Source organism: Lysinibacillus sp. fkY74-1 (genome assembly GCF_053165895.1).
This window is the reverse complement of the sequence record NZ_CP170173.1, coordinates 2,610,784-2,632,015: the sequence shown is the minus strand read 5'-3', so window position 1 is coordinate 2,632,015 and position 21,232 is coordinate 2,610,784. Positions and strand designations below refer to the sequence as shown.

The following is a 21,232-nucleotide window of genomic DNA, read 5'->3' as shown; positions in this document are numbered from 1 at the left end:
TGGGTGAATTCTTTCAATGAATTTTGAGTGGAACTGGAGTAGTGACCTTACCATAATGGAAAAAGCCGTACTAGTCTTTTAGAGACAAAGCACGGCTTTTATTTATTTAAATAAATTAATAGTTGTAATAATAATAGGAATACCAAACACGTCGATTAAAAAGGCGCCTACAATTGGTACAACGAGAAATGCTTTTTTAGAAGGACCGAAGCGTGAGACAACGGCTGACATATTGGCCATGGCATTCGGCGTTGCGCCTAGTCCATGCCCTGCGAAACCGGCAACCATCACGGCCGCATCGTAGTTTTTGCCGAGTAATTTAAACAAGACGAAGGTACTGAATACAACAATAAAGAATACTTGCGCAAAGACGATGATAAATAATGGAAGCGCTAAATCAGCAATTTCCCATAATTTAATACTCATCAGTGCCATTGAAAGGAAAACACCTAATGTCACATCGCCAATTAATGAGATACTCTTCATATTGATTGCTTCAGGTTTAAATTTGTCCATAATATTGCGGACTAAGACAGCTACAAACATAGCCCCTACATAGCCTGGCAGAACGAAGCCTGTCGCTTCTGAGAATAATGTTCCAACATAAGTACCGACAGCCATACAGAACGTAATTAATAAAACTTGAGTAAAGAATGAATCAGATGTAATTTGTTCATGTTTATTTTCATATTCGATTTCTTCAGCTTCTTGTTCATCGGGTGTTAAATTGTATTTTCCAACTAAATATTTAACGATTGGACCACCAATTAAACCACCAGCCACTAAACCACAAGTTGCAGCTGCGGCACCAATTGTCATCGCTGAGGAAATGCCTAAATCTTCTAATGTTTGTCCAAATGCAGCTGCGGCACCATGACCGCCTTCCATAGACACGGCACCAGCCATCATACCAATCAGAGGATGAATCCCCATTAATGATGCCAGAGAAACACCAATTACATTTTGCATGAGGGCAAGGAAGCCACACGCTAGCCAGTATATAATAAGTAATTTTCCGCCAAGCTTAACAAGCTTAAAGCTTGCTCCTAAGCCGATGGTTGTGAAAAACGTGATCATAAACAAGCTTTGTAATGATGTATCCAGTGAAATTTCTAAAGTTCCAGTAGTCTTTAAAATGGTCGCTAGTGCAGCAAACAGTAAGCCACCGACCACTGGTGCTGGAATACAAAATCGTTTTAAAAAACCAATTTTATTAATGAGAAAGCCGCCTAATGCAAAGAGTGCTACGGCTAGAAACACCGTTGTAATTTGATTAATTTCGATCATAAACCTTGCCCCCCAAGTAAGTTGTTCAGTGCTTCATAGACAAAATAGGCACCTAATTTAACCGTTCGTCCGTTTTCATCTAATGATGGATTAACCTCGCAAATATCAAAAGAGTGTGTATGTGGATGCGAAGTCACTTTTTGAAGAATCGTACGCACAGTTGTCGGTTCAAGTCCAAACGGTGAAGGTGCACTTACGCCTGGTGCTGCTGCTGCGTTTAAAACATCCATACATAATGTTAAAAGCACATAATCGTGTTGATCCATATAATGCTGTAAATCATCCATTAACGGCTGAATATTGGCCGCTGATGTCATGTCATCTTCTATTACATACTTCACTTGTAGCTCATCTGCTTTTTCGAATAGCTCTTTTGTATTGCCATAGCGTTGTATGCCAACAACAAAATAATCGACATGTGGATCTTGCTCTAAAATTTGACGGAACATTGTACCAGAAGAAGGCTGCTCGTCATATGGTCGTAAATCAAAATGAGCATCGATATTGATAATGCCGATTTTTGCGTCCTTTGGTAATGCCGCACGAACACCTAAATAATGACCGTACAGTGTTTCGTGACCACCACCCAGCACAACACATTGTAATTTCTTTTGTAGGAGAGTGCTAACAACATCACCAAGCTCTCGCTGTGCCTCCTCTAGTGCGTGATTGAGACAAATGATGTTCCCTACATCAATGATTTGTTGCTCCTCCTCAAACGTCCACGGTAAACTAGATAGTCCTTCACGTAGTGCGTTTGGTCCATTTGCTGCTCCTACTCGACCTTGATTTCGACGTACACCCTCATCGCAAATAAAGCCAATTATTGCAGCATCTTTCTTATCTGAAGCGCTTACATCATTCATCGCGATTCGTTTGACTTGTTGATGTAAACGGAAACTGCTTCTATTTGTTGTAGAATCTATACGGCCTTTCCATTGTTTTTGATCTGTCATTGTGTACATAATCTTATCATCCCCATTGCAAATATTATTGTAGAAAAAATATTGTTGTAATTCATTATATATTCACATAATTATAATTACTAATATATAATTAATATCAATCTATAGCTTTAAACTATAAATGAGGGAGGATCACCGTATTGGATATTAAACAACTACAATATTTTATCGCTGTTTCAGAGCATATGAATTTCTCGAAAGCCGCAGAAAGACTGCATATTTCGCAGCCTTCCTTAAGTAATGCCATCAAAAAATTAGAACATGAGATTGGCTCCCCCTTATTAGACAGAAATACTAGGAATCTGCAGTTGACGGGAGCTGGTGAGGTGCTATTTGAACGTGCAAAAGTTATTGTGAAAAATATGGAAGTGCTAAAAAAAGAAATGGATGAAGTCGTTGTACATGGCACGAGTGAAATTACGATTGGTGTGATGGAATCAATCAAGCATTGGCTCCCTAAAGTAATTGCCAACTATAAAAAAGACTATCCGCAAATGATGATCCATTTAGTGGATATTTTAGGCAGTAAGCGTGTGAAAAAATCCTTGAAAAGCTATAAAACGCATTTAATTATTACCAATCAGCTGATGGATGATCCTGAGCTTGAAGTTAAGACCTTATATGAGGAGCGTTTAGTAGCTGTTTTACCCCTACATCATCCATTAGCGAAGAAAGAGACTTTATCGATTTCAGATATTAGTGCAGAGCCTTTTATTATAAGTACAGAAGGATTTCAAACAAGACGTGATATTTTGAATACTTTTGAACAAGCAGGGAAGAGCATTGATATTCAATTTGAAATTGAACGCTTTGAAACGGCTGTATCTCTTGTCAGAGAAAATTTAGGGATAACCATCTTACCAGAAAACTATTTACAAGGCCCGACAGCTAAAACCATTGTTAAAAAGGAAATTGAAGGAGCGAATCTATGTCGGAATGTTTATTTGGTGTACTTAAAAAATCGCCATTTACCATTTGCTATCCGTCAATTACTGAAAGATGTACTGCAATTTTTTGAAACGAAAACAATGTAAACTAATCCAATTGCTATATACATGAAATTTTCCTTTTAATTAGAAAATTCATGAAATGGAATTGATTTACTAGAAAAATAGCGGTAACATTTAATGTAAGAATAAAATGAACAATCATTCATTTTTTCGGAGTTCAAGCAAAGGGGGTTTCTTCCAATGAATTTTTCCTATAGTGAAAAAGTTGTGAAGTTACAGGACAAGCTGACGAATTTTATGGAGCAATACATCTATCCGAATGAGGCCGTTTATGCTGCACAAATCGAGGCGATGGAGGATCGTTGGGGAGCGATTCCACCCATTATGGATGAGCTAAAGCAGAAAGCGCAGGAGGCAGGTTTATGGAATTTATTTTTACCAGATAGTGAATACGGAGCGGGTTTAACCAATCTAGAGTACGCTCCATTATGTGAAATTATGGGACGTTCACTATTGGCACCAGAAGTGTTTAATTGTAATGCACCAGATACAGGTAATATGGAGGTACTAGTTCGCTATGGTTCCACACAACAAAAAAAGCAGTGGCTTGAACCGTTATTACATGGGGAAATCCGATCCTGCTTTGCGATGACTGAACCTGCAGTTGCATCGAGTGATGCCACGAATATTGAGGCAAGTATTGAACGAGATGGTGATGAATATATTTTAAATGGTCATAAATGGTGGACAACAGGTGCTGGTGACCCACGCTGTAAAGTAGCTATTTTTATGGGTAAACATAAAGATTCAACAGCCCCTATTCATGAGCAACAATCTATGATTCTAGTACCAATGGATACGCCAGGAGTAAAAGTGGAGCGCATGTTAACGGCTTTTGGCTATGATCATGCACCAGAGGGACATGGAGAGGTTACCTTTACGAATGTACGCGTACCCATAGACCATATTTTATGGGGAGAGGGAAAAGGCTTTGCCATTGCTCAAGGTCGCTTAGGCCCAGGAAGAATTCATCATTGCATGCGTCTTATTGGCGCAGCGGAACGGGCATTAGAGGAAATGTGTGTTCGTGTACAGGAGCGTCATGCATTTCACAGACCTCTAGCAGATCAAGGAGTGATGCGTGAACGAATTGCTGAGTCCCGTATTGATATTGAGCAAGCAAGACTTTTGACTTTAAAGGCTGCTTATATGATGGACACGGTGGGCAATAAAGAGGCAAAAGCAGAAATTGCCATGATTAAGGTTGTTGCACCGAATATGGCATTGAGAGTTATAGACAGAGCGATTCAAGCATTTGGAGCTGCTGGTGTAGGGCCTGATACAATACTTGCTGCACAGTGGGCAAACTCTCGAACATTACGATTAGCAGATGGACCAGATGAAGTACATCGTAATACAGTTGCCAAACTAGAGTTAAAAAAGCATGCGAATAAACATAAGGAGCTGGTGAAATGACTGTATTGGAATTATTTAGCTTACAGGGGAAAACAGCCATTGTGACAGGAGGGGGACGAGGACTCGGTGCGCAAATTGCCCAAGGCTTTGCAGAGGCTGGAGCCAATGTTGTCTTATGCTCGCGAAAAGTGGAAGCCTGTGAGGAGGTTGCGACAGCTCTTGAAAAGTTAGGGGTTCAAACATTAGCGTTAGCCTGTGATGTGACAAAACCAGAGGATATTGCAAATGTTGTGGCGCAAACGATGACTACGTTCGGTAAAATTGATATTTTAGTCAATAACAGTGGTGCCTCATGGGGAACTCCTGCTATCGATATGCCTTATGAAGCCTGGCAAAAAGTATTTGATGTCAATGTGAATGGAACATTTCTAATGAGCCAAGCAGTAGGCAAAAGGATGGTAGAGCAGAAAACCGGGAAAATTATTAATATTGCTTCCATCGCAGGGCTTGGTGGTACTCTACCTGCGTTTATGGATACCGTTGCCTATAATGCAAGCAAAGGTGCTGTTATAACATTAACGAAGGATTTAGCTGTCAAATGGGGACCTTATGGTGTACATGTCAATGCCATTGCACCGGGTTTTTTTCCAACCAAAATGTCCAATGTATTAATTGAACGAGGTCAAGATTATTTGATGGGTGCTACACCTTTAAAAAGACTTGGCTCCGAAAATGATTTAAAGGGTGTGGCGTTATTTCTAGCATCAGCGGCATCAGATTATGTGACAGGGGACGTCGTTGTTGTTGATGGGGGCATGAGTGCCATTATTTAAGGGAGGGATAAGATGGATACAATGCAAGTAAGGTCAAGTGAACGACTAGATGCAGTCAAATTGCACGCTTTTTTAGAAAGCCATTTTTCTGAACTACCACAGGGTCAATTGGAAATTTCACAATTTAGTGCTGGTCATTCCAATTTAACATATTGCTTGAAAATAGCTGATTTTGAAGTGGTCCTTCGTAGACCGCCACTTGGCCCAGTTGCTAAGAAGGCCCACGATATGCAGCGGGAATTTACAATTTTATCGGCATTGCATCCATTTTTACCTGCGGTTCCAAAACCTTATGTTTATATTGAGGACCGAGACATCATTGGTAGCGATTTTTTTTTAATGGAGCGCAAAAAAGGTATCGTCCTCGACACCTATTTTCCAAAAGGAATAAAACCGACTGAGGAACTAGCCCGTCAGCTGTCTGAAAAGATGGTTGACTCATTAGTAGCACTTCATGCAATTCCATATGAAGACACGCCGCTAAAAGATATGGTGAAGCCTGACGGATTTATGGAACGACAGGTACATGGTTGGATCGAGCGCTATGAAAAAGCTAAAACAGCAGAGTATGCTGAAGTAAAAGCTTTGACAGACTGGTTAAAAAAACATATTCCTCTTAATAAGGAGGCAACCATTATTCATTATGACTATAAATTGAATAATGCTATGTTCTCTGAGGACTATTCCGACATGATTGGTTTATTTGATTGGGAAATGACCACAGTAGGGGATCCACTAGCTGATGTAGGTGTCGCGATGAGTTATTGGATGCAAGCGGATGATCCAATAATGCTATTACATGCACTAGGCGACCCACCCGTTACGGTTTTGCCAGGATTTTATTCTCGTCAGCAATTTATGGAACGTTATGCTGAAAAAAGTGGGAGAGATATTTCAGACATTCAGTATTATTGTACATTCGCTTATTTCAAATTAGCCGTCATTTGTCAGCAAATCTATTATCGCTATGCCAAAGGGCAAACACAGGATGATCGCTTCGCTCAAATGGATAAAATGGTCGCTGCCTTAATACAACAAGCTTCGGCTTCTATTTAATCGTTGGAAAAACAGTTACTTTTTTTATTGGAGTAGCTGTTTTTTTAAAAATCTTTTAACAGATTATCCGACATTATAATATTGTTAGTAAGTATCACTCGCACAAAAATTACTCAACTAACAAAACGTACACACGTAAAAATAATTTAAGAGAGGTGGAATGTATGTTCTTATTTTATCATATATTCTATCTTTTTGCGAAAGAATGAGTAGGGAATAAAAACAATAACAATTTATTGTTTTTCAATAAAAAAATATTGACTTAAGATGTGATGATAAGTATTATAACTATAGCAAATCAAAAAATATGTTTGATAACAATCACATACAATAATTAAATTATTTGGAGGAAGACATGATGAAGAAATATTTTTTAGCTACCATTCCTGTGATGGTAGGTGTTTTATGCTTATTTATAAAAGGAATTATTGGGGATGAGGTACTGACAAACGGAGTAATTGTGGAGAAGAACTTCTTTTTAATCCCGTTGAGCTATTTATTTTTCTTTAGTGGCATACTAACACTGATCTTTTTTTCAACATTAAAAACACAAAATGTCGCAAAATAACGCTAAAAACAGGCTTTTCATAGAAGCCTGTTTTTTTGTTAAGACCATGTTTGATCGAGCTTGTTGCTGTAATAATGAATAGCTTTTTTGTAATCTATAATACCTTGATGGTTGGTTGTGATGACTAAAGTATTTAATAATGTTTCCATAGATTTTGCATGTTCACCAAGATTATAAAGTGTCATAGCATAAAAAACCTTGACATGCTCTGCTTCAGGAAATTCGTGGATCGCTTGTTCCAATGTCCGTTTTGCTTGTTCGTACAGCCCCAATGTCCGATACGTGCTACCTAAACCTAGATAGGCATCCAATAGAATATCCGGTTCTAATCCTAATTGAATGGCTTTTTCATAGTGGGGAACAGCTTCTTTTTCTTGTCCTAAAGAATCGTAGGTCCAGGCACATTGAAATTGGTAATAAGCACTTTCAGGTTTTTCATTGACCAACTTCACCATTAATTGGTTGGCTTCCTCCAGCTGGCCATTCTCTCTCAATGTTAGTACTTGCTCTAATTGTTTATCCATTATTAATCCCCTTGTTTGTAATGTATTGCATTAAATAGGTTATCATTCAAAAAAATTTTCTTCGATCAGCTGCTCGAAAGAATCAGCTAATAATAGGATTGTACCATGATCACAAAAGAAAAACTTTCCAGATGAGTCCATAAAAATGGGATTCCCTCCACCATCCATTGAAATGACATAGCTAGTGTCCAGGCTATTTGGAGAAAGGACATCACTGAATTGTTGACGAAATGCCAGCGCTAAATCGATGACTGTTTCATTTCCTATACTGGAACCATTAGAAAAAGCATGAATTGCTAATCCTGCATAGGCTCCCCCAAACATTTTAATGAACTGCACGTAATCCTTATGGAATTGTACACTGAGCATCTGTTGAGCACAGATAGTTTCCTCTTCACTAGCTGGTTCGCCTAATAATGTGTGGTGTTCCATATTGAGTAGAAATACCTTCAAACGTTCTAATAGACTTTCTTTCATTTCCTCCCACCCTTTAGTAGATGCTTCCTTCATTATATAATCAATAATTTGCTAGAAACCAGTAGTAATGGTATTGTTTGTGTGAAAGAAAAATACATGAGGTGAATAGAATGCTGGAGCGTTCGATGGAAAAGACACGGGAATGCAAAGAGGAAAGGGAGTGATAGATTAATAAGAAAAGAGGAAAAAAAATGAAAAGTGAACAAAAGATTATTTGTGATGGATTTGAATTACATTATTATATAAAAGGGCAGGGTGAGCCTATTTTAGTCGTAGGGAGCAGTGTATATTATCCACGACTGTTCTCAGAAAACCTTTCCCAGCATTTTCAGCTTATTTTTTTAGATCATCGTGGATTTGTGAAGCCTCCTCGTCGTTTAAAACAAGAAGATTATACCTTGGAGAAAATAGTCGACGATATTGAACAAGCCCGACAATTGTTAAAGTTAGAGCATTTCATTATTTTAGGGCACTCAGGTCATGCATTTATGGCGATGGCGTATGCCAACACATACCCTCAACATGTTCGGAAGGTGATTCTATTAAATACAGCTACAACGAATAGCCAAGAAAGACAACAGCAAAGTCTGTCCTATTTTGAAGCCACTGCCAGTATTGCGCGAAAAAAACAATTTGAACGGGAGATTGCTTTCTTAGCGCAAGATCTAAAGAAGGAACCGGAACGACGTTTTGTTCATATGTGTATTCGTATGGGTGCACATAGTTTCTATGATTATTCGTACAATGCTACTGCCATGTGGGAAGGCGTTTATACGAATATGGAAGTGATCGATTATCTTTGGGGAAAAGCCTTTGCTGAGCAGGATCTTTTACACCTAACTCGATCATTTAGCAAACCCGTTTTTGTCGGACTAGGGATGTATGATTTTTTAGTTGCCCCTGTTTCACTATGGGACGCGATAGATGATACTTCTCAAGTAAAGAAAGTTATATTTGAAAAAAGTGGTCATAACCCTATGTTTGAAGAGCCCGAGTTTTTTGATAAACAGCTCATTAATTGGATAAACGAAGGGTAATTTTTTAAAACTTAGAGCAGTGGGTAACATTTATATGTTATCCTACTGCTCTTTCTTATGTAGAAAGAGGGAGCCATTAACGATGAAAATCTTTCAAAAATCTTGTTTGAGTTTTCGTCGCCTATTCCCTCTGGTTAGGTAGGTGATTTTGACTATTCGTTGTAGACGTACTCTCGTCCGGGATGACTATCGAATACAAGTAGGGAAAACTCATGACGAATCATCAGACAAAAAGGCTGCTTCCAAAAGGGAAGAGCCCATGCATTAGCTACCTGTATTAGTTTTGCTTAGGGCATTCACTTGCTGGCAGTCAATAATTACCGGTTTAGCGGTGTCATCGATTTGAAGGAAATACGCACAGCAGCTATGTGGATCGAGATAGAGAAAGTAAATACCACAAAAACAATGGCCATCAGAAAGATAGATATCTACTAATGTCCCTGGGTCCAAACGTTCTAATTGACTACAAACACAGCCTTCACAATGTTTTTTATCCTTGCTTCTTATGTGGTTTTCCAACTGTTTTTTTCTGTCTTGAGAACTATTATAATACTTGATGCGATAAGAATCATCTTCAGCCATTTCATCTATGCCGTAATAGTGACCTGTGCAATAGTTCTTCGATTCACAATAGCATTTAGAAAATTTATGATAATTATCTAAATCTCTATCCAATCTTGTTAAATATCGATTTTCATCCATTCTTGAAACGCTCCTTTATGGTTTGAATGTTAATTCCTGCGCCAATCTTCTATTTCTAATCTATGTAAAAGAGCTATCTTGAGCTGGTAATATGTCCATCTAACTGTCATTTAAAAGAAAAAACTAGACTCCTAAATAGAGTCTAGTTTTTTGAATGACTTACATAATCTTCTTTCAGTAGTCCATATATTTCTAGATCAACAACGCCTTTGCCAGACCATAATGTTGCTTGTCGTAATAAACCTTCATTGATAAAGCCATTCTTTAGTAGTACTTTTTTCGAAGGTTCATTTAATGGCATGACTTCAGCTTGAATTCGATTTACCTGAACCTCCTCTATAAGATAATTCACGACCATTTCAACTGCCTTCGTAGCAATGCCTTTTCCCCAAAAATCTTCTGCTAAGTAATATCCAATTGTCACCATATTTACTTTCTGATTAAAGTCCATAGCTTCAATAATACCCACTAATTTATTACTATGGGACGCTTCAAAAATACCCCATTTTATTCTACTTTTCTTCTTAAAGTCTCTTTCGAAATGCCCAATCATTTTTTGAACGGTTTGAAGGTTGTGTTTTGGAATAATACCACAAAACTCGAAAACCTTATTATTATCATAGATGGCAAACAAATCTTCCACATGAGACGCTTCTATTTTCTTTAATGTTAGACTAGTCGTATGTAGCAAAGGGAATTGAGTAAAAACCTTTTCAATCATCATTTTTTTGGCTCCTTTCTTAGCCTTTAATTGGAATGTAAATTTTCATTTTCAGATTATATGGATAGATAGATTGCATGACATCTGTTATTTCAAAATCAGGACCCATATCTCTATCATAATTGGAATTCGGCAACCATACCCCGTAAATGTAACGTCTTGTATTCTGAATACCTTCTGCACTACTATTCAAGATAAATTCTGCATATTGACCAGCGGGTAATTCTAAATGGGTAAATCCTTGCTGAACACGCTCCTCAAATGCTTGGACTTCCTCACCAACAATAAAGGAAAACTGACCATCCTCGTGAAAGCTTGTAGAGATTCCATATGCCACATTAGGGGCCACTTTTTGTGCAATACAGTCATAATATTGTTGACGACCAAAATCATGATAAAAGCCTGGGATTTCTTCATAATACCTCTCATCTTGTAAGGATGTTGGATAGACATAGCCGGTGATTAACTTTTTTCCTAAATGTACGATTGTAGGTTTTTGCATTGGAAGTTCACCATCTATTTTATAATCTAAAAAGTTTATTTTATTTTGCAATGGAATAGAATAGGTATTCTTTCTGTACTTAGTCGGTGTTATCCCAAAGTACTGAACAAATGCTCGTGTAAATGCTTCTTGAGAACCGTATTCAAAGCTAATCGCTATTTCGAGTATAGATTGGGAGGTTGTTATTAATAGAACGGCCGCTTCTGAAAGCCTTCTATTGCGAATATATTGCTGTACAGAAAATCCAGTTATCGCCTGAAACAGTCGCTGAAAATGGAAGGCTGAAAAATACGATTGCGAAGAAATATTTGTGATCGACATTTTTTCTTGTAGGTTATCCTCTATATATTCTATAGCGTTTTGAATTCTTTCAAAATAATCCATACGATCATCCTTTCTCATTCTCATCGTACTATTTAAAGGGAAATATTTCTTGATAATTTGTGCTAATTTTTACATTATAGTGGACCTATGTTTCTTTAGGAGTTATTTTGCACATCTTTAATGGGTGTGCCACTGTCAATTAAAGCCTTCATCATTACAATGAGTTTCGTTACATGGTATAAAAATTCCGTATTATAAAAAGGAGTAAAGTTAAACGCTTCAGTTTATAGACAATATGGGTTTATTACGATAAACTAATCAACAAGAGGTTTATCTCAATAAACTTAACAGGAGGGTGGTGGTCAGAATGGAGCCGTATAAATTGTTCGATGCCGAATATAAATTTACATGCCTGATTTGGGATAACGAACCTATTAATTCTACTGATCTTGTAAAGCTAAGCCAAGCAGTACTTGGCTGGAAGAAATCAACAACTTATACTGTTTTAAGAAAGTTATGTAAACGGGGAGTCCTTAAAAATGAGGAAGCAACGGTCACATCCATTGTTAAAAAAGAGGACGCACAGAAATACGAAAGTCAGATGGTTGTTGAAAAGTCCTTCAATGGATCCTTACCGCAGTTTCTAACTGCTTTTCTAGGTGGAAAGGGCATTTCTAATGAGGAAGCCGAAGAGTTGAAACGGATTATTGAGGAGGCAGCTAAATCATGAACCTGTTTCTAGTAATCCTTAATATGAGCATAACCGCAAGCTTTGTTGCACTTGCGGTTATCTTGGTGAGATTTCTTTTGACAAGAGCTCCTAAAATATTTTCTTATATTCTATGGGTAGCCGTAGCCATCCGACTGATCACCCCTGTTAGTTTTACCTCAAGTTTAAGTGTATTAGGTCTTGTAGATTTCCAAAAGAAAACTGGCACAGGTTTCATGGAATTTGTACCCCAAGAAATCGGGATGCAAAAAAATCCAGTTGTGGATATTGGAATTAAGGAGATAAGCTATTTTATAAACTCATCCTATCCAGTGGCTACCCCGATGGCAAGCGCAAACCCCATGCAAATCATCGTGTGGATTGGAAGTTTAATTTGGATTACAGGTATAGTCATTCTTTTGCTTTTTAGCATTCTGTCGTATTTGAAAATATTAGTTAAGGTCCGAACGGCAACACTTGTCAAGGATAATATATATGAGACAGATCAGATTGACACACCCTTTGTTTGCGGTTTCCTGAAACCGAAAATATATATCCCAATCGGCATGAGTGATCATGAGCTGTCTTACATTTTACTACACGAGAAGATTCATATTATGAGACGTGATTATCTGATAAAACCTTTTGCATTTATGCTCCTCATCATTCATTGGTTTAATCCGCTAATGTGGTTATCTTATGCTCTTATGAGTAAAGATATGGAGATGTCCTGCGATGAAAGTGTTGTTAACAAAATGGGGCATCAGATTAAAGGAAGCTATTCAACCTCATTGCTTACACTTTCTGTTAGTAAAAAGGGGGGACTAACCGGTAGTCCAATTGCTTTTGGAGAGAGCAATGTGAAGGCAAGAATTCAAAACATTCTTACTTACCGCCAACCTTCTAAAAGGATGATTGCAGCTTATATACTCGTTATTGCAACTTTAGTTGTAGGATGTACAGCCAATCCCAAGCCTTTGCAGCAGGGACCCTTGCAGTCATTATATTCTGGATATAATTTAGAAAAGCTAATGGAGAACAAAACTCTTTATGTAGGTAACGCTAGTAAGGTAGGCGGTCTTCTCAGTGGAATGCCCGAACCGACAGGTCTTGAATGGAACGGGATGGCACTTCAAACAACAGCTCAGCCTTATGAGGTAACTGTCAATTATATAATGAATGATTCTGTTCCCGGGATAGATAAGGGGGAAATAAATAATGAAATTTATTATCGTAATTCCATTCTCCTCTTAAGTATAATTGATAACGTCGATATTATAACCTATTCGATTGTTGACAGCCCACACCAAAACGATGGAATAGTTAATACCTTTACGTTTACAAGAGAACAGGCGGACAAACTATTGGGAGAGGATGTCAGGCATTATGCCACTGATGAAACAGGTCTCCGACAATTGATTGATCGTTTAGAAAGCCTTTCATTTAGCGAAACCAATAACACCCCTTAAATGTTTTTCATCCTAACTTGGCCTTGCGGGGATACTTTAATGGATCACACATAGCGAAAATGTTTTTCCTTTAATAGACGCTATTTTGAAGTAACTACAAAAGTTCAATTTCTCAATTTATATAATGAGAAATTGGACTTTTTATATTTTATTTATAGTGCAAAATAACGCCCAAAGTGATTACACATTTCATCAGCAGCCTGATGAAAATTCTTCATTCATTACATTTGAAGCTATACGAAAATTAGTAATGACCAGCACTCTCAAGGAGAGGCTGGTCATTTTTTATTCTCTAGCCTACTTTTAGCTTTCTAGCTGTACCAATGCCTTTTGTTTTCACCTTTACCTCAATATGCACGGGGAGATTGGGGTAAAGCGTGGCCCAATCTTTTTTAATACGTTTCCATGCCTGATGGTCTTCGCGATGTAGTACCTCACTAAACTTTAAAATATCAACCTGATAGGTTTTTTGAATAGTGTGAAATGTTTGTTCTAAATTCGCTTGAACTAACTTGCTTGTTTCTTTATTAAGAGTATCAATAGTTTCTGGCTTTGTTAGATCCAATGGACAACTTATTTCCGCTATATTTTGTTCAAGTTCAACCTGTACATGGATGGAGGGTTTATCATTTTTAAAGCTGCCAGTAACTTTTGTAGAAGAATTTAAAACTTCCGCTGATATTTTCCCCTTTTCCGAACAAGGGACTTTTTGAACGGTACCTTTTATATGGTTGTGTAAGAAATTATAGCCTCTGCTTTCTTCCTCTGATAAGAAGCCTATAAGCTTATAGTTTTTAAAAACAGCAAGTCCACCGTATTGTAAATTAGCAGGACTATCCATTTTTTCGATGTTGGAGCTACTCTTTCCTGCATCTGCATCTCCATGTATTTGAATGGAGGGCAGAACAGCACTATGATCAATACTCCCTAAAGAATTGATTAAATCGTCTAAAATCACTGATTCAGTTGTTCCCAATGCATCTTCAGAGTCCTTTAAGGATTTTAACAATTTACTGGCAGGAATATCTTCTAACGGTGTTAATATACTTAAAATATCTTGCGCTGTTGATTCATGGGCAACAATAATATTAAAATCACTTCTTCCCTCAGGGTCCCTTTGAAATAAATCTAAAATACTATTCATACCATATTCAGCCATTTCTTCACCAATAATAATAACTTGAGTATGTGCATAATAGGGTTTCCTTGGCGTCTGCGTTGTTAATTTCCGAATAGCTTCGAATAAGGTTTTCCCTTTTGCGTGATAGGTAACAACAGGGACTTGAAAGCTTGTTGAATTCTTCGTCGCTATTTGACTTGGGTTAACGATTTGAATGGATAGCTCTATAAATTCGTCTGTTTTATCGACCCCAACAGCAGTGACAATAGCTAATTCATTTAACTCTCGCTTATTCCAACATCCAGTTAACAACAAAACGGTTAGAAGTAGGAGAAAGAATGACACCGTGTGTTTAATGATTGGCACCTCCTCTAGGAAAAGGGCTAAGACATTTCCGATACTAATTAGGATAAGCAAATAATAGGGAAAATAAACAAGAAGAGGAGTACGGGGGAAATTTTTTTAGAGGACAAAAGCGTCTATTAATAGAAAAAAGTATATACATCATTTTAAATAGGAGGAAAAAAGGGATGCGATCATTATTAAATGGAGTAGAGGCCATTTTTATCCCGATAAAGGACCCTCAATTATCAGTTAAATGGTATGAGGAAAAGCTTGGGTTTAAGCTTTTAAATATTGAAGAAGACGCAGCGGTCATGAAAATAGGGGAACAATCTGTTACGGTCGTATGCTTAGTCAAAACGGAGAATCATCAACCATTACATTTTCCAGATAATCATTTTGGGGTAGGGAAATACTTCAATTTCCTATCTTCAACTATTGAAGATACCTACCAATCACTAGTAGAGCAACAAGTGAAAGTAAATCCTATCGGAGGAGAAGGACAAATAAAATTTTTCACCTTCTATGATCTAGATGGAAATCCTTTAGGGGTTTGCCAATCATAAGCGGGTCACTGTTTATAACAGTGACCCTAGTAACAAATCTAGGAGGTGTAAGGCTAATTAGCTTTACACTACTATCATATACATAAATATTATATCGAAATAGTTAATTGCCTGGGAAATAGATAGAAAATTAAGAATTGTTTTAAAAATGATTTGATTATACTTTACTTTTTAACAATGTGAAGATAATGGATTGTTTCAAAAGCGGATAGATAATCAGTTTGATGTTGAAAATAAAGCTGTTGAATTGCAGATAGAGATAGATGAGTAGCCCTGATTGATCTAGCGTCTTCTTCATTTCCTCATAGCATGAGTTCATTGGTTCACCACCAGCTGCCGCCATCTTCACCATATTCTCTACTCTGTTAGAGATACCTTTTTTCATAAATAACGATTCATCACCATAGTCAAAGACAAGTGAACTGCCTACTAGAACTAGGGCAAAAAGATGGTCTATTAAGCTAGCCAGTTGTTCTTTCGTTAAGTAATAGGAGACACCTAAGTGACTAAAAAATGTTTTTTTATACTGAAAGCCTTGTTTCAAAAGAGTCACTTTTCTCGTAATTGTGAGTCTTAATTGGCACCCACTTCATTCTGCAAAGTCGTCGGATGAAGTTGATTCATGTAAAAGAAAAGATTCTCAGCAAGGAGCAATCCCGAGGAAGTGGAAATGCACCGTAGACTTCTGGTGAATGATATATGTGCTACAACTGCAAATGGGAAATTTCATACCTCTTTTTACAGCAACCATCTCCATTCAAAGACACTGGAAAAGGCAGCTATACAATGTCAAAAGGGAGGTATAACTTTCCGTTATTACTAGGTGGGGCAGCGGGATTTTGCTATTCAAGTAAAAGCTTAAAATATTTTTAAATTTTATGTAACTTATCGCAACGTCAACCGTCTACCTTACTAGTAGAATACAAAAACTAAAGCAAGCTAGTAACATTCACTTTTCACAAAAAGGCCAGGATTCACTTATTCCGTGATTTCCTGGTCTTTTTGTGCAGACAATCCTATTTTATACGAAAAAATAGGACAAATAGTGAAACTTTTTAGCTGTTTTTTCGTATTCATAATTGAATCTAAAGCTAAGCAATATTATTAGTAAGATTCACTTTCACTTAAAAGGCTAGAACTTACATAATTATGTAGGCATCTAGTCTTTTTTGTTGGCTTTCTACTTTTATGAAAATCATGAACTTTAGAAAATTACATAGCAATGAGTAAATCCTATGCTCGAAAAAACAAGAATTCCCCCAAAAATTAGATTGGAAAATATTTTAACTTGTTCAACGCCTTAACTTAGCGTAGTATTAATACGAATCAAAACTAAGTAAATTAGTAAGATTCACTTTCACAATAAAACCAGGCGCTCTTCTATGAGGAGCATCTGGTTTTTGTTTTTATCTGAGATTTCAAGAACATTAATTTATGAGGCAAGCTATCCTTATCTTACAAACGTAGCCATACTTCCAACAAGTTATTTTTTGTTAATCGAATGTCATTAGTTGTGAAAAAGAGGCGAGAGCTGAAATTCCCATGGCCCGTTTTGCCATAAAGGGATAGATTTTTTGAGCGAACCGAATTTTACAAATGATTGTTTAAATGGGTATTGTTGGATTTTTTAAAATTATAAATCAATTTTTAAATGGTAATAGTTGTCACTATAGAGGTTAGACAAAGGATGCATCAATCGAAAAAATTAATCGGTCTTTTAGTCATTGTATATGTTTGTACATTGTTAGTTTTACCCTCTACAGATGGATTCGTTTCGGAATAATTGATGGAGGTTCTATTATAATTAGCTTTATTTCCTTATTCTTCTTCGGGTAACCATAGCGATATTAAAGAAGATAAAGATGAACTGGATAAGCATATTGAAGCACACAATGCTAAAATTGGATAGTATGTTTTAATGATTTTAGCTTGTCTAATTTTTTTTGCTTCAGAGGGTGTCTCCAATTTAAATGACATGAAAAATTATCCTTTGTTCTTAGTCGTTGGGTTTACATTGGTCATATCACCTATCATAGAATTTATTTATTCAAAAAAAGTTAGATAACTGACAGTATTTGTTTAAGCAAAAAGGGAGGAATCGTTTTGTTAAAAACAGTACAAATTATTTTATCAACGATAGGCATCACGCTTTCCGTTTATGGACTTATTACATATGAATACCGCCTAAATTTCTTAATGATCCTTTTCCTAGGTTTATTTATGTTAACATTAGGAATTAAAGAGTTTGGGAGAGAGAAAATTATATGGTTGTTTTCTAGTTGGCGCATTTATATTTTCGGTATATGTGTCTATACAAAGCTTCATATTAATCTAAAAAGTTGAATTCTGGACCTTAAAGATAGTGCCAAGAAATTTTTTCTAATTAAAAACATGTTGCAATTATGGATGTTTTATTTTAGTATTTTAATATTGTGTCAAAAATATAATATAATATTTTTCTTCTTATCAAGAGAGATGGAGGGACTGGCCCGATGAAATCTCGGCAGCGGAACTATTAAGTTACTGTGCCAAATCCAGCAAGCAATGTCCTTGATAGATAAGAGGAGCGTTTTAACTATAAGGCCTCTTCTTGTTATTTCAAGATGAGGCCTTTTTTATGGTGAACAAACAAAAATAGGGCTGATTTTTAATTTTTGGGAGGTAAACAATGAGGAGAGAGAATCCATGGGCGCTAATCCCATTTGTTGTTTTTATAATTTTATTTATTGGTTCAGGGGTTATGACGGGTGATTTTTATGCCTTCCCTGTTATTGTAGCTATTAGCATTTCGGGAGCTGTGGCTCTAGCGATGAATCGAAAAGAATCGTTTTCACGGAAGGTTGATATTTTTTGCCAAGGTGCTGGAAATTTAAATGTCATGCTGATGGTTATTATTTTTCTATTAGCAGGGGCATTTTCAGAGGTAGCCAAGGGGATGGGGGCCGTAGATTCCACTGTTAACTTTGCATTATCAATTATTCCGCAAAACTTGCTTGTTGTAGGTTTATTCATCATTGCCTGTTTTATCTCTCTATCCATGGGTACGTCAGTGGGGACAATTGTTGCACTGGCGCCCATAGGAGTTGGGATAAGCGATCAGACTGAGCTATCTATTGCTTTAGTGATAGCAGCGGTTATAGGCGGTTCAATGTTTGGTGATAATTTATCTTTTATTTCAGATACTACTATTACTGCCGTTCGTTCACAAGGAGCGCAAATGAAGGACAAATTTAAGGTCAATTTTTGGATTGTATTGCCGGCAGCTATGGTTACGAGCATTATTTTAGGGTTTATGACATCCGGTGGAACAGCTCAAGTAGAGCATTTAAGCTATAATTGGGTAAAAATTGTTCCCTATGTTTTAGTGATTATTTTAGCGTTATCGGGAATGAATGTTTTCCTCGTTCTTGCATTAGGGATTGTCCTCGCCGGTGCAGTTGGCTTAGCAGATGGCAGCTATCACCTAATGAGCCTTATACAAAAAATTGGCGAAGGAATGGAAGGTATGTTTGAAATCGCCTTTCTAGCTATATTAATAGCTGGAATGGTGGAGGTTATTAAATTTAATGGAGGAATTGACTTTTTGCTCCGCCTTGTAACACGCAGGATTAAATCGCAGAAGGGCGCTGAATTAGGTATAGCTGGTCTTGTGGGCCTAACTAATTTATCTACGGCCAATAATACAATTGCTATTTTAATTGCTGGGCCGCTTGCCAAAAATATTGCTGATCAGTATGAGATTGAGCCGAAAAAATCCGCAAGTATTTTAGATATTTTCTCCTGTACGGTTCAAGGTCTTCTCCCATACGGAGCTCAATTCCTAGTAGCCGCAAGCGTTGCCAAAATATCGCCAGTGAGTATCTTACCATACTCGTTCTATCCTATTCTTATTGGTATTTGTGGTATGATAGCTATTCTCATTGGGTACCCGAAAGAAAAGAAGGCCTAAACTTTTCTTTCAGACTGTAGACAAAAGTCATCGAGAAGTTCACTCTCGATGACTTTTGTCATTTTTAATATTTGGGTAATATACTACCAAACCTAACATGCTCCACTCTTAGGAAGCAGTCTATTTTCTAGGGGATAATTCATTCAAATACGGAGCCCATTACAATGGAAAGCCCGGTTGTCCGTTAATTGGAGCCAAATGTTCGGAATGAGCTATTACTTTCTTGCCTGAATTAAAGTAAACCAATCGTTGCCGTTGAACTTTCCTGCAACATTGTATATGGGCTGATAGAAACCTTTTGTATCATACATATACGAAAGCTCAATTGAATCAATCTCTATATGGTCTCCTTTTTTTATAATAAGGTCTTCCTCCTGAACGAGCGCATTATACTTTATTTGAGGAAAATCGCCTTCCTTGATCCGTTCATATACCTCTGTAGGGGATAGTATGTTTACCTCCCGTATAAATTGATTTTCATGAAGGCTGTAGGTTAATGAATACACGTGACCATCCGGTTTAAGACCAAGACTAACATCCCCAGTCCAGTAATCTTTATGTACATCGGTGCGATCTGGTAATGTCCATTCAAATTCACCATTCTCCTGTACAGCAAATTCTGCATCTTGAGGTAGTAAAGCAAGTTCATCCATCAATGATTTCGCCTTATCTTCTTGCCCTACAGCTGAAGTTTGCTCTGGGGTATAATTATTTTCGGTTAACCACCATTGGCCCTCGGAATCATTTGTAATCAATGTATAGGGGACCTCATTTTTATCTTCCAATAAAGTCTCGTCATTGTCCTGGTTATTAGATGTACTCACCTCTAATAATCCTAATTTCTGTTGTAACAGGTCTTTTACGTCATCATTTTTAACGTTTTTCTTAAAGACAGGAGCAACAATTGATGCTGCGCTTAATTCCAATGAAGTGGATACATGAACATCTGACATTTTTGATTTTGTATAAGCGTTTATTGCTAAATGACCAAACTCTTGTTGGGCGTAGACAATGCTCATAACGATAAAAATTAAGCCCATCAATAGGGGGATAGCAAGGTTTCCAATCAGACTTTTCACCTTGACCTTTTTGTGATTGGAAATAGAAACTGCAAGTTTGTATAATTGATAGCCAATAATACCCCCAAGTGAGTTATTGATTAAATCATCAAGCTCAAAAATCCCTGCTCCTGAAAGTGTTTGATATGTTTCAATAGAGGCTGTTGCCCCCACAACTACTAGAAGTAGCCACTTAAACTCTTTACATTTAGCCATAAGTAAAGGCAAGAACATTCCTAATGGCACAAACATTAATATATTAAATAGACAATTTTGGAGATCACGTAAAGAGTATTTTTTCCACGCGTCTATATAACCGCTGAATGGTTGTAGGTTCATCTGCATGTAATGTGAAGTGCCACGACCAATAACTGTTAGCTCTAAAACAAACACAATATATCCGATAAACATTGCGCCAAGAAGAAGCTTCTTTACAGGGATTTGTTTATGGCGATCTGTTCGTCGCCTTTGATAATAAAAGTAATAAAGTGCAATTAGTAAAAACTCAAAGCCAATAATTAGGATGACTGGCAACATCAAAATTTTAATATTGCTCATGATTTCTGCAATTCCCAAGGTGTGATACTCCTTTATCAAATAATAATTTTCAAATGCTACATCTCAGGTGAGAGAATTCTTAGTAATGTCGACTTTTAT

The 21,232-nt window shown here is 37.0% G+C and carries 20 protein-coding genes, 1 pseudogene and 1 riboswitch; of the genes and pseudogenes, 11 read left to right on the top strand and 10 right to left on the bottom strand.

Annotated elements, in window-relative coordinates; translation table 11 throughout:
- Window positions 1-102 precede the first annotated feature (102 nt).
- Complete coding sequence (gltS, locus tag ACE1MS_RS12910) at window positions 103-1,287, bottom strand: sodium/glutamate symporter (RefSeq protein WP_012294804.1); 1,185 nt, start codon at window positions 1,285-1,287, stop codon at window positions 103-105.
- Window positions 1,284-2,252 carry a formimidoylglutamase gene (gene hutG / locus ACE1MS_RS12905; RefSeq protein WP_447402391.1) on the bottom strand — a complete coding sequence of 323 codons (969 nt, stop codon included), beginning with the start codon at window positions 2,250-2,252 and terminating at the stop codon, window positions 1,284-1,286. The genes gltS and hutG overlap by 4 nt, the downstream gene beginning before the upstream one ends.
- Window positions 2,253-2,392: 140 nt before the next feature.
- Between hutG and ACE1MS_RS12900 the strand changes: the two genes are divergently transcribed.
- The 5 genes from ACE1MS_RS12900 (at window position 2,393) to ACE1MS_RS12880 (ending at window position 7,075) form a co-directional block, all read left to right on the top strand.
- Window positions 2,393-3,286 (top strand): LysR family transcriptional regulator, encoded by an 894-nt coding sequence (locus ACE1MS_RS12900; RefSeq protein WP_447402390.1) that lies wholly within the window; start codon window positions 2,393-2,395, stop codon window positions 3,284-3,286.
- Between the two features lie 156 nt (window positions 3,287-3,442).
- Window positions 3,443-4,678 carry an acyl-CoA dehydrogenase family protein gene (locus tag ACE1MS_RS12895; RefSeq protein WP_289448884.1) on the top strand — a complete coding sequence of 412 codons (1,236 nt, stop codon included), beginning with the start codon at window positions 3,443-3,445 and terminating at the stop codon, window positions 4,676-4,678.
- Complete coding sequence (locus ACE1MS_RS12890) at window positions 4,675-5,451, top strand: SDR family oxidoreductase (RefSeq protein ID WP_012294800.1); 777 nt, start codon at window positions 4,675-4,677, stop codon at window positions 5,449-5,451. Before ACE1MS_RS12895 ends, ACE1MS_RS12890 begins: the two co-directional genes overlap by 4 nt.
- A 12-nt stretch (window positions 5,452-5,463) precedes the next feature.
- Window positions 5,464-6,507, top strand: a complete 1,044-nt coding sequence (locus ACE1MS_RS12885; protein WP_197150191.1) for a phosphotransferase family protein — start codon at window positions 5,464-5,466, stop codon at window positions 6,505-6,507.
- Window positions 6,508-6,865: 358 nt separating this feature from the next.
- Complete coding sequence (locus tag ACE1MS_RS12880) at window positions 6,866-7,075, top strand: DUF3955 domain-containing protein (RefSeq protein WP_418936740.1); 210 nt, start codon at window positions 6,866-6,868, stop codon at window positions 7,073-7,075.
- A 38-nt stretch (window positions 7,076-7,113) separates the two neighbouring features.
- Here the strand turns inward: ACE1MS_RS12880 and ACE1MS_RS12875 are convergent, their stop codons facing one another.
- Together ACE1MS_RS12875 and ACE1MS_RS12870 are read right to left on the bottom strand one after the other, a co-directional pair.
- Window positions 7,114-7,599 (bottom strand): tetratricopeptide repeat protein, encoded by a 486-nt coding sequence (locus ACE1MS_RS12875; protein WP_031417886.1) that lies wholly within the window; start codon window positions 7,597-7,599, stop codon window positions 7,114-7,116.
- Between the two features lie 42 nt (window positions 7,600-7,641).
- Window positions 7,642-8,076 carry an SMI1/KNR4 family protein gene (locus ACE1MS_RS12870; protein ID WP_036216653.1) on the bottom strand — a complete coding sequence of 145 codons (435 nt, stop codon included), beginning with the start codon at window positions 8,074-8,076 and terminating at the stop codon, window positions 7,642-7,644.
- Between the two features lie 191 nt (window positions 8,077-8,267).
- Here ACE1MS_RS12870 and ACE1MS_RS12865 point away from each other — a divergent pair, with 191 nt between their 5' ends.
- A complete protein-coding gene (locus tag ACE1MS_RS12865; RefSeq protein ID WP_012294795.1) occupies window positions 8,268-9,113 on the top strand; it encodes an alpha/beta fold hydrolase in 846 nt (281 codons plus the stop codon).
- 264 nt (window positions 9,114-9,377) lie between these two features.
- Here the strand turns inward: ACE1MS_RS12865 and ACE1MS_RS12860 are convergent, their stop codons facing one another.
- The 3 genes from ACE1MS_RS12860 to ACE1MS_RS12850 form a co-directional block, all read right to left on the bottom strand.
- Complete coding sequence (locus ACE1MS_RS12860; protein WP_036163927.1) at window positions 9,378-9,815, bottom strand: hypothetical protein; 438 nt, start codon at window positions 9,813-9,815, stop codon at window positions 9,378-9,380.
- Between the two features lie 142 nt (window positions 9,816-9,957).
- Window positions 9,958-10,539, bottom strand: coding sequence for a GNAT family N-acetyltransferase (locus tag ACE1MS_RS12855; RefSeq protein ID WP_012294793.1), 582 nt, complete (start codon window positions 10,537-10,539; stop codon window positions 9,958-9,960).
- A gap of 16 nt (window positions 10,540-10,555) precedes the next feature.
- The gene (locus ACE1MS_RS12850; RefSeq protein ID WP_198696165.1) at window positions 10,556-11,422 is read right to left on the bottom strand and encodes an effector binding domain-containing protein; all 867 of its coding nucleotides are present in this window, start codon (window positions 11,420-11,422) and stop codon (window positions 10,556-10,558) included.
- Window positions 11,423-11,729: 307 nt separating this feature from the next.
- Between ACE1MS_RS12850 and ACE1MS_RS12845 the strand changes: the two genes are divergently transcribed.
- Together ACE1MS_RS12845 and ACE1MS_RS12840 are read left to right on the top strand one after the other, a co-directional pair.
- On the top strand, window positions 11,730-12,092 hold the full coding sequence (locus tag ACE1MS_RS12845) for a BlaI/MecI/CopY family transcriptional regulator (RefSeq protein ID WP_012294791.1): 363 nt from the start codon (window positions 11,730-11,732) through the stop codon (window positions 12,090-12,092).
- Entirely contained in the window at window positions 12,089-13,540 is a 1,452-nt protein-coding gene (locus tag ACE1MS_RS12840) for a M56 family metallopeptidase (protein WP_197150199.1), read from the top strand. The genes ACE1MS_RS12845 and ACE1MS_RS12840 overlap by 4 nt, the downstream gene beginning before the upstream one ends.
- Window positions 13,541-13,832: 292 nt before the next feature.
- On the opposite strand, the gene ACE1MS_RS12835 is transcribed toward ACE1MS_RS12840, so the two are convergent.
- Window positions 13,833-15,026: a Ger(x)C family spore germination protein gene (locus ACE1MS_RS12835; RefSeq protein WP_155273062.1), complete on the bottom strand. Its 1,194-nt coding sequence runs from the start codon at window positions 15,024-15,026 to the stop codon at window positions 13,833-13,835.
- 164 nt (window positions 15,027-15,190) lie between these two features.
- On the opposite strand from ACE1MS_RS12835, the gene ACE1MS_RS12830 reads away from it, so the two are divergent.
- Window positions 15,191-15,568, top strand: coding sequence for a VOC family protein (locus tag ACE1MS_RS12830; protein WP_012294788.1), 378 nt, complete (start codon window positions 15,191-15,193; stop codon window positions 15,566-15,568).
- 164 nt (window positions 15,569-15,732) lie between these two features.
- Here ACE1MS_RS12830 and ACE1MS_RS12825 read toward each other — a convergent pair.
- Window positions 15,733-16,115, bottom strand: a pseudogene (locus tag ACE1MS_RS12825) (class I SAM-dependent methyltransferase); the annotation flags it as partial.
- 1,556 nt (window positions 16,116-17,671) lie between these two features.
- On the opposite strand from ACE1MS_RS12825, the gene ACE1MS_RS12820 reads away from it, so the two are divergent.
- Together ACE1MS_RS12820 and ACE1MS_RS12815 are read left to right on the top strand one after the other, a co-directional pair.
- A complete protein-coding gene (locus ACE1MS_RS12820) occupies window positions 17,672-17,911 on the top strand; it encodes a hypothetical protein (RefSeq protein WP_447402389.1) in 240 nt (79 codons plus the stop codon).
- Between the two features lie 117 nt (window positions 17,912-18,028).
- Window positions 18,029-18,132, top strand: a riboswitch (SAM riboswitch).
- Between the two features lie 104 nt (window positions 18,133-18,236).
- Entirely contained in the window at window positions 18,237-19,517 is a 1,281-nt protein-coding gene (locus tag ACE1MS_RS12815) for a Na+/H+ antiporter NhaC family protein (RefSeq protein WP_197150200.1), read from the top strand.
- Between the two features lie 215 nt (window positions 19,518-19,732).
- Here the strand turns inward: ACE1MS_RS12815 and ACE1MS_RS12810 are convergent, their stop codons facing one another.
- Complete coding sequence (locus tag ACE1MS_RS12810) at window positions 19,733-21,151, bottom strand: VanZ family protein (RefSeq protein WP_012294785.1); 1,419 nt, start codon at window positions 21,149-21,151, stop codon at window positions 19,733-19,735.
- Between the last annotated feature and the right edge of the window lie 81 nt (window positions 21,152-21,232).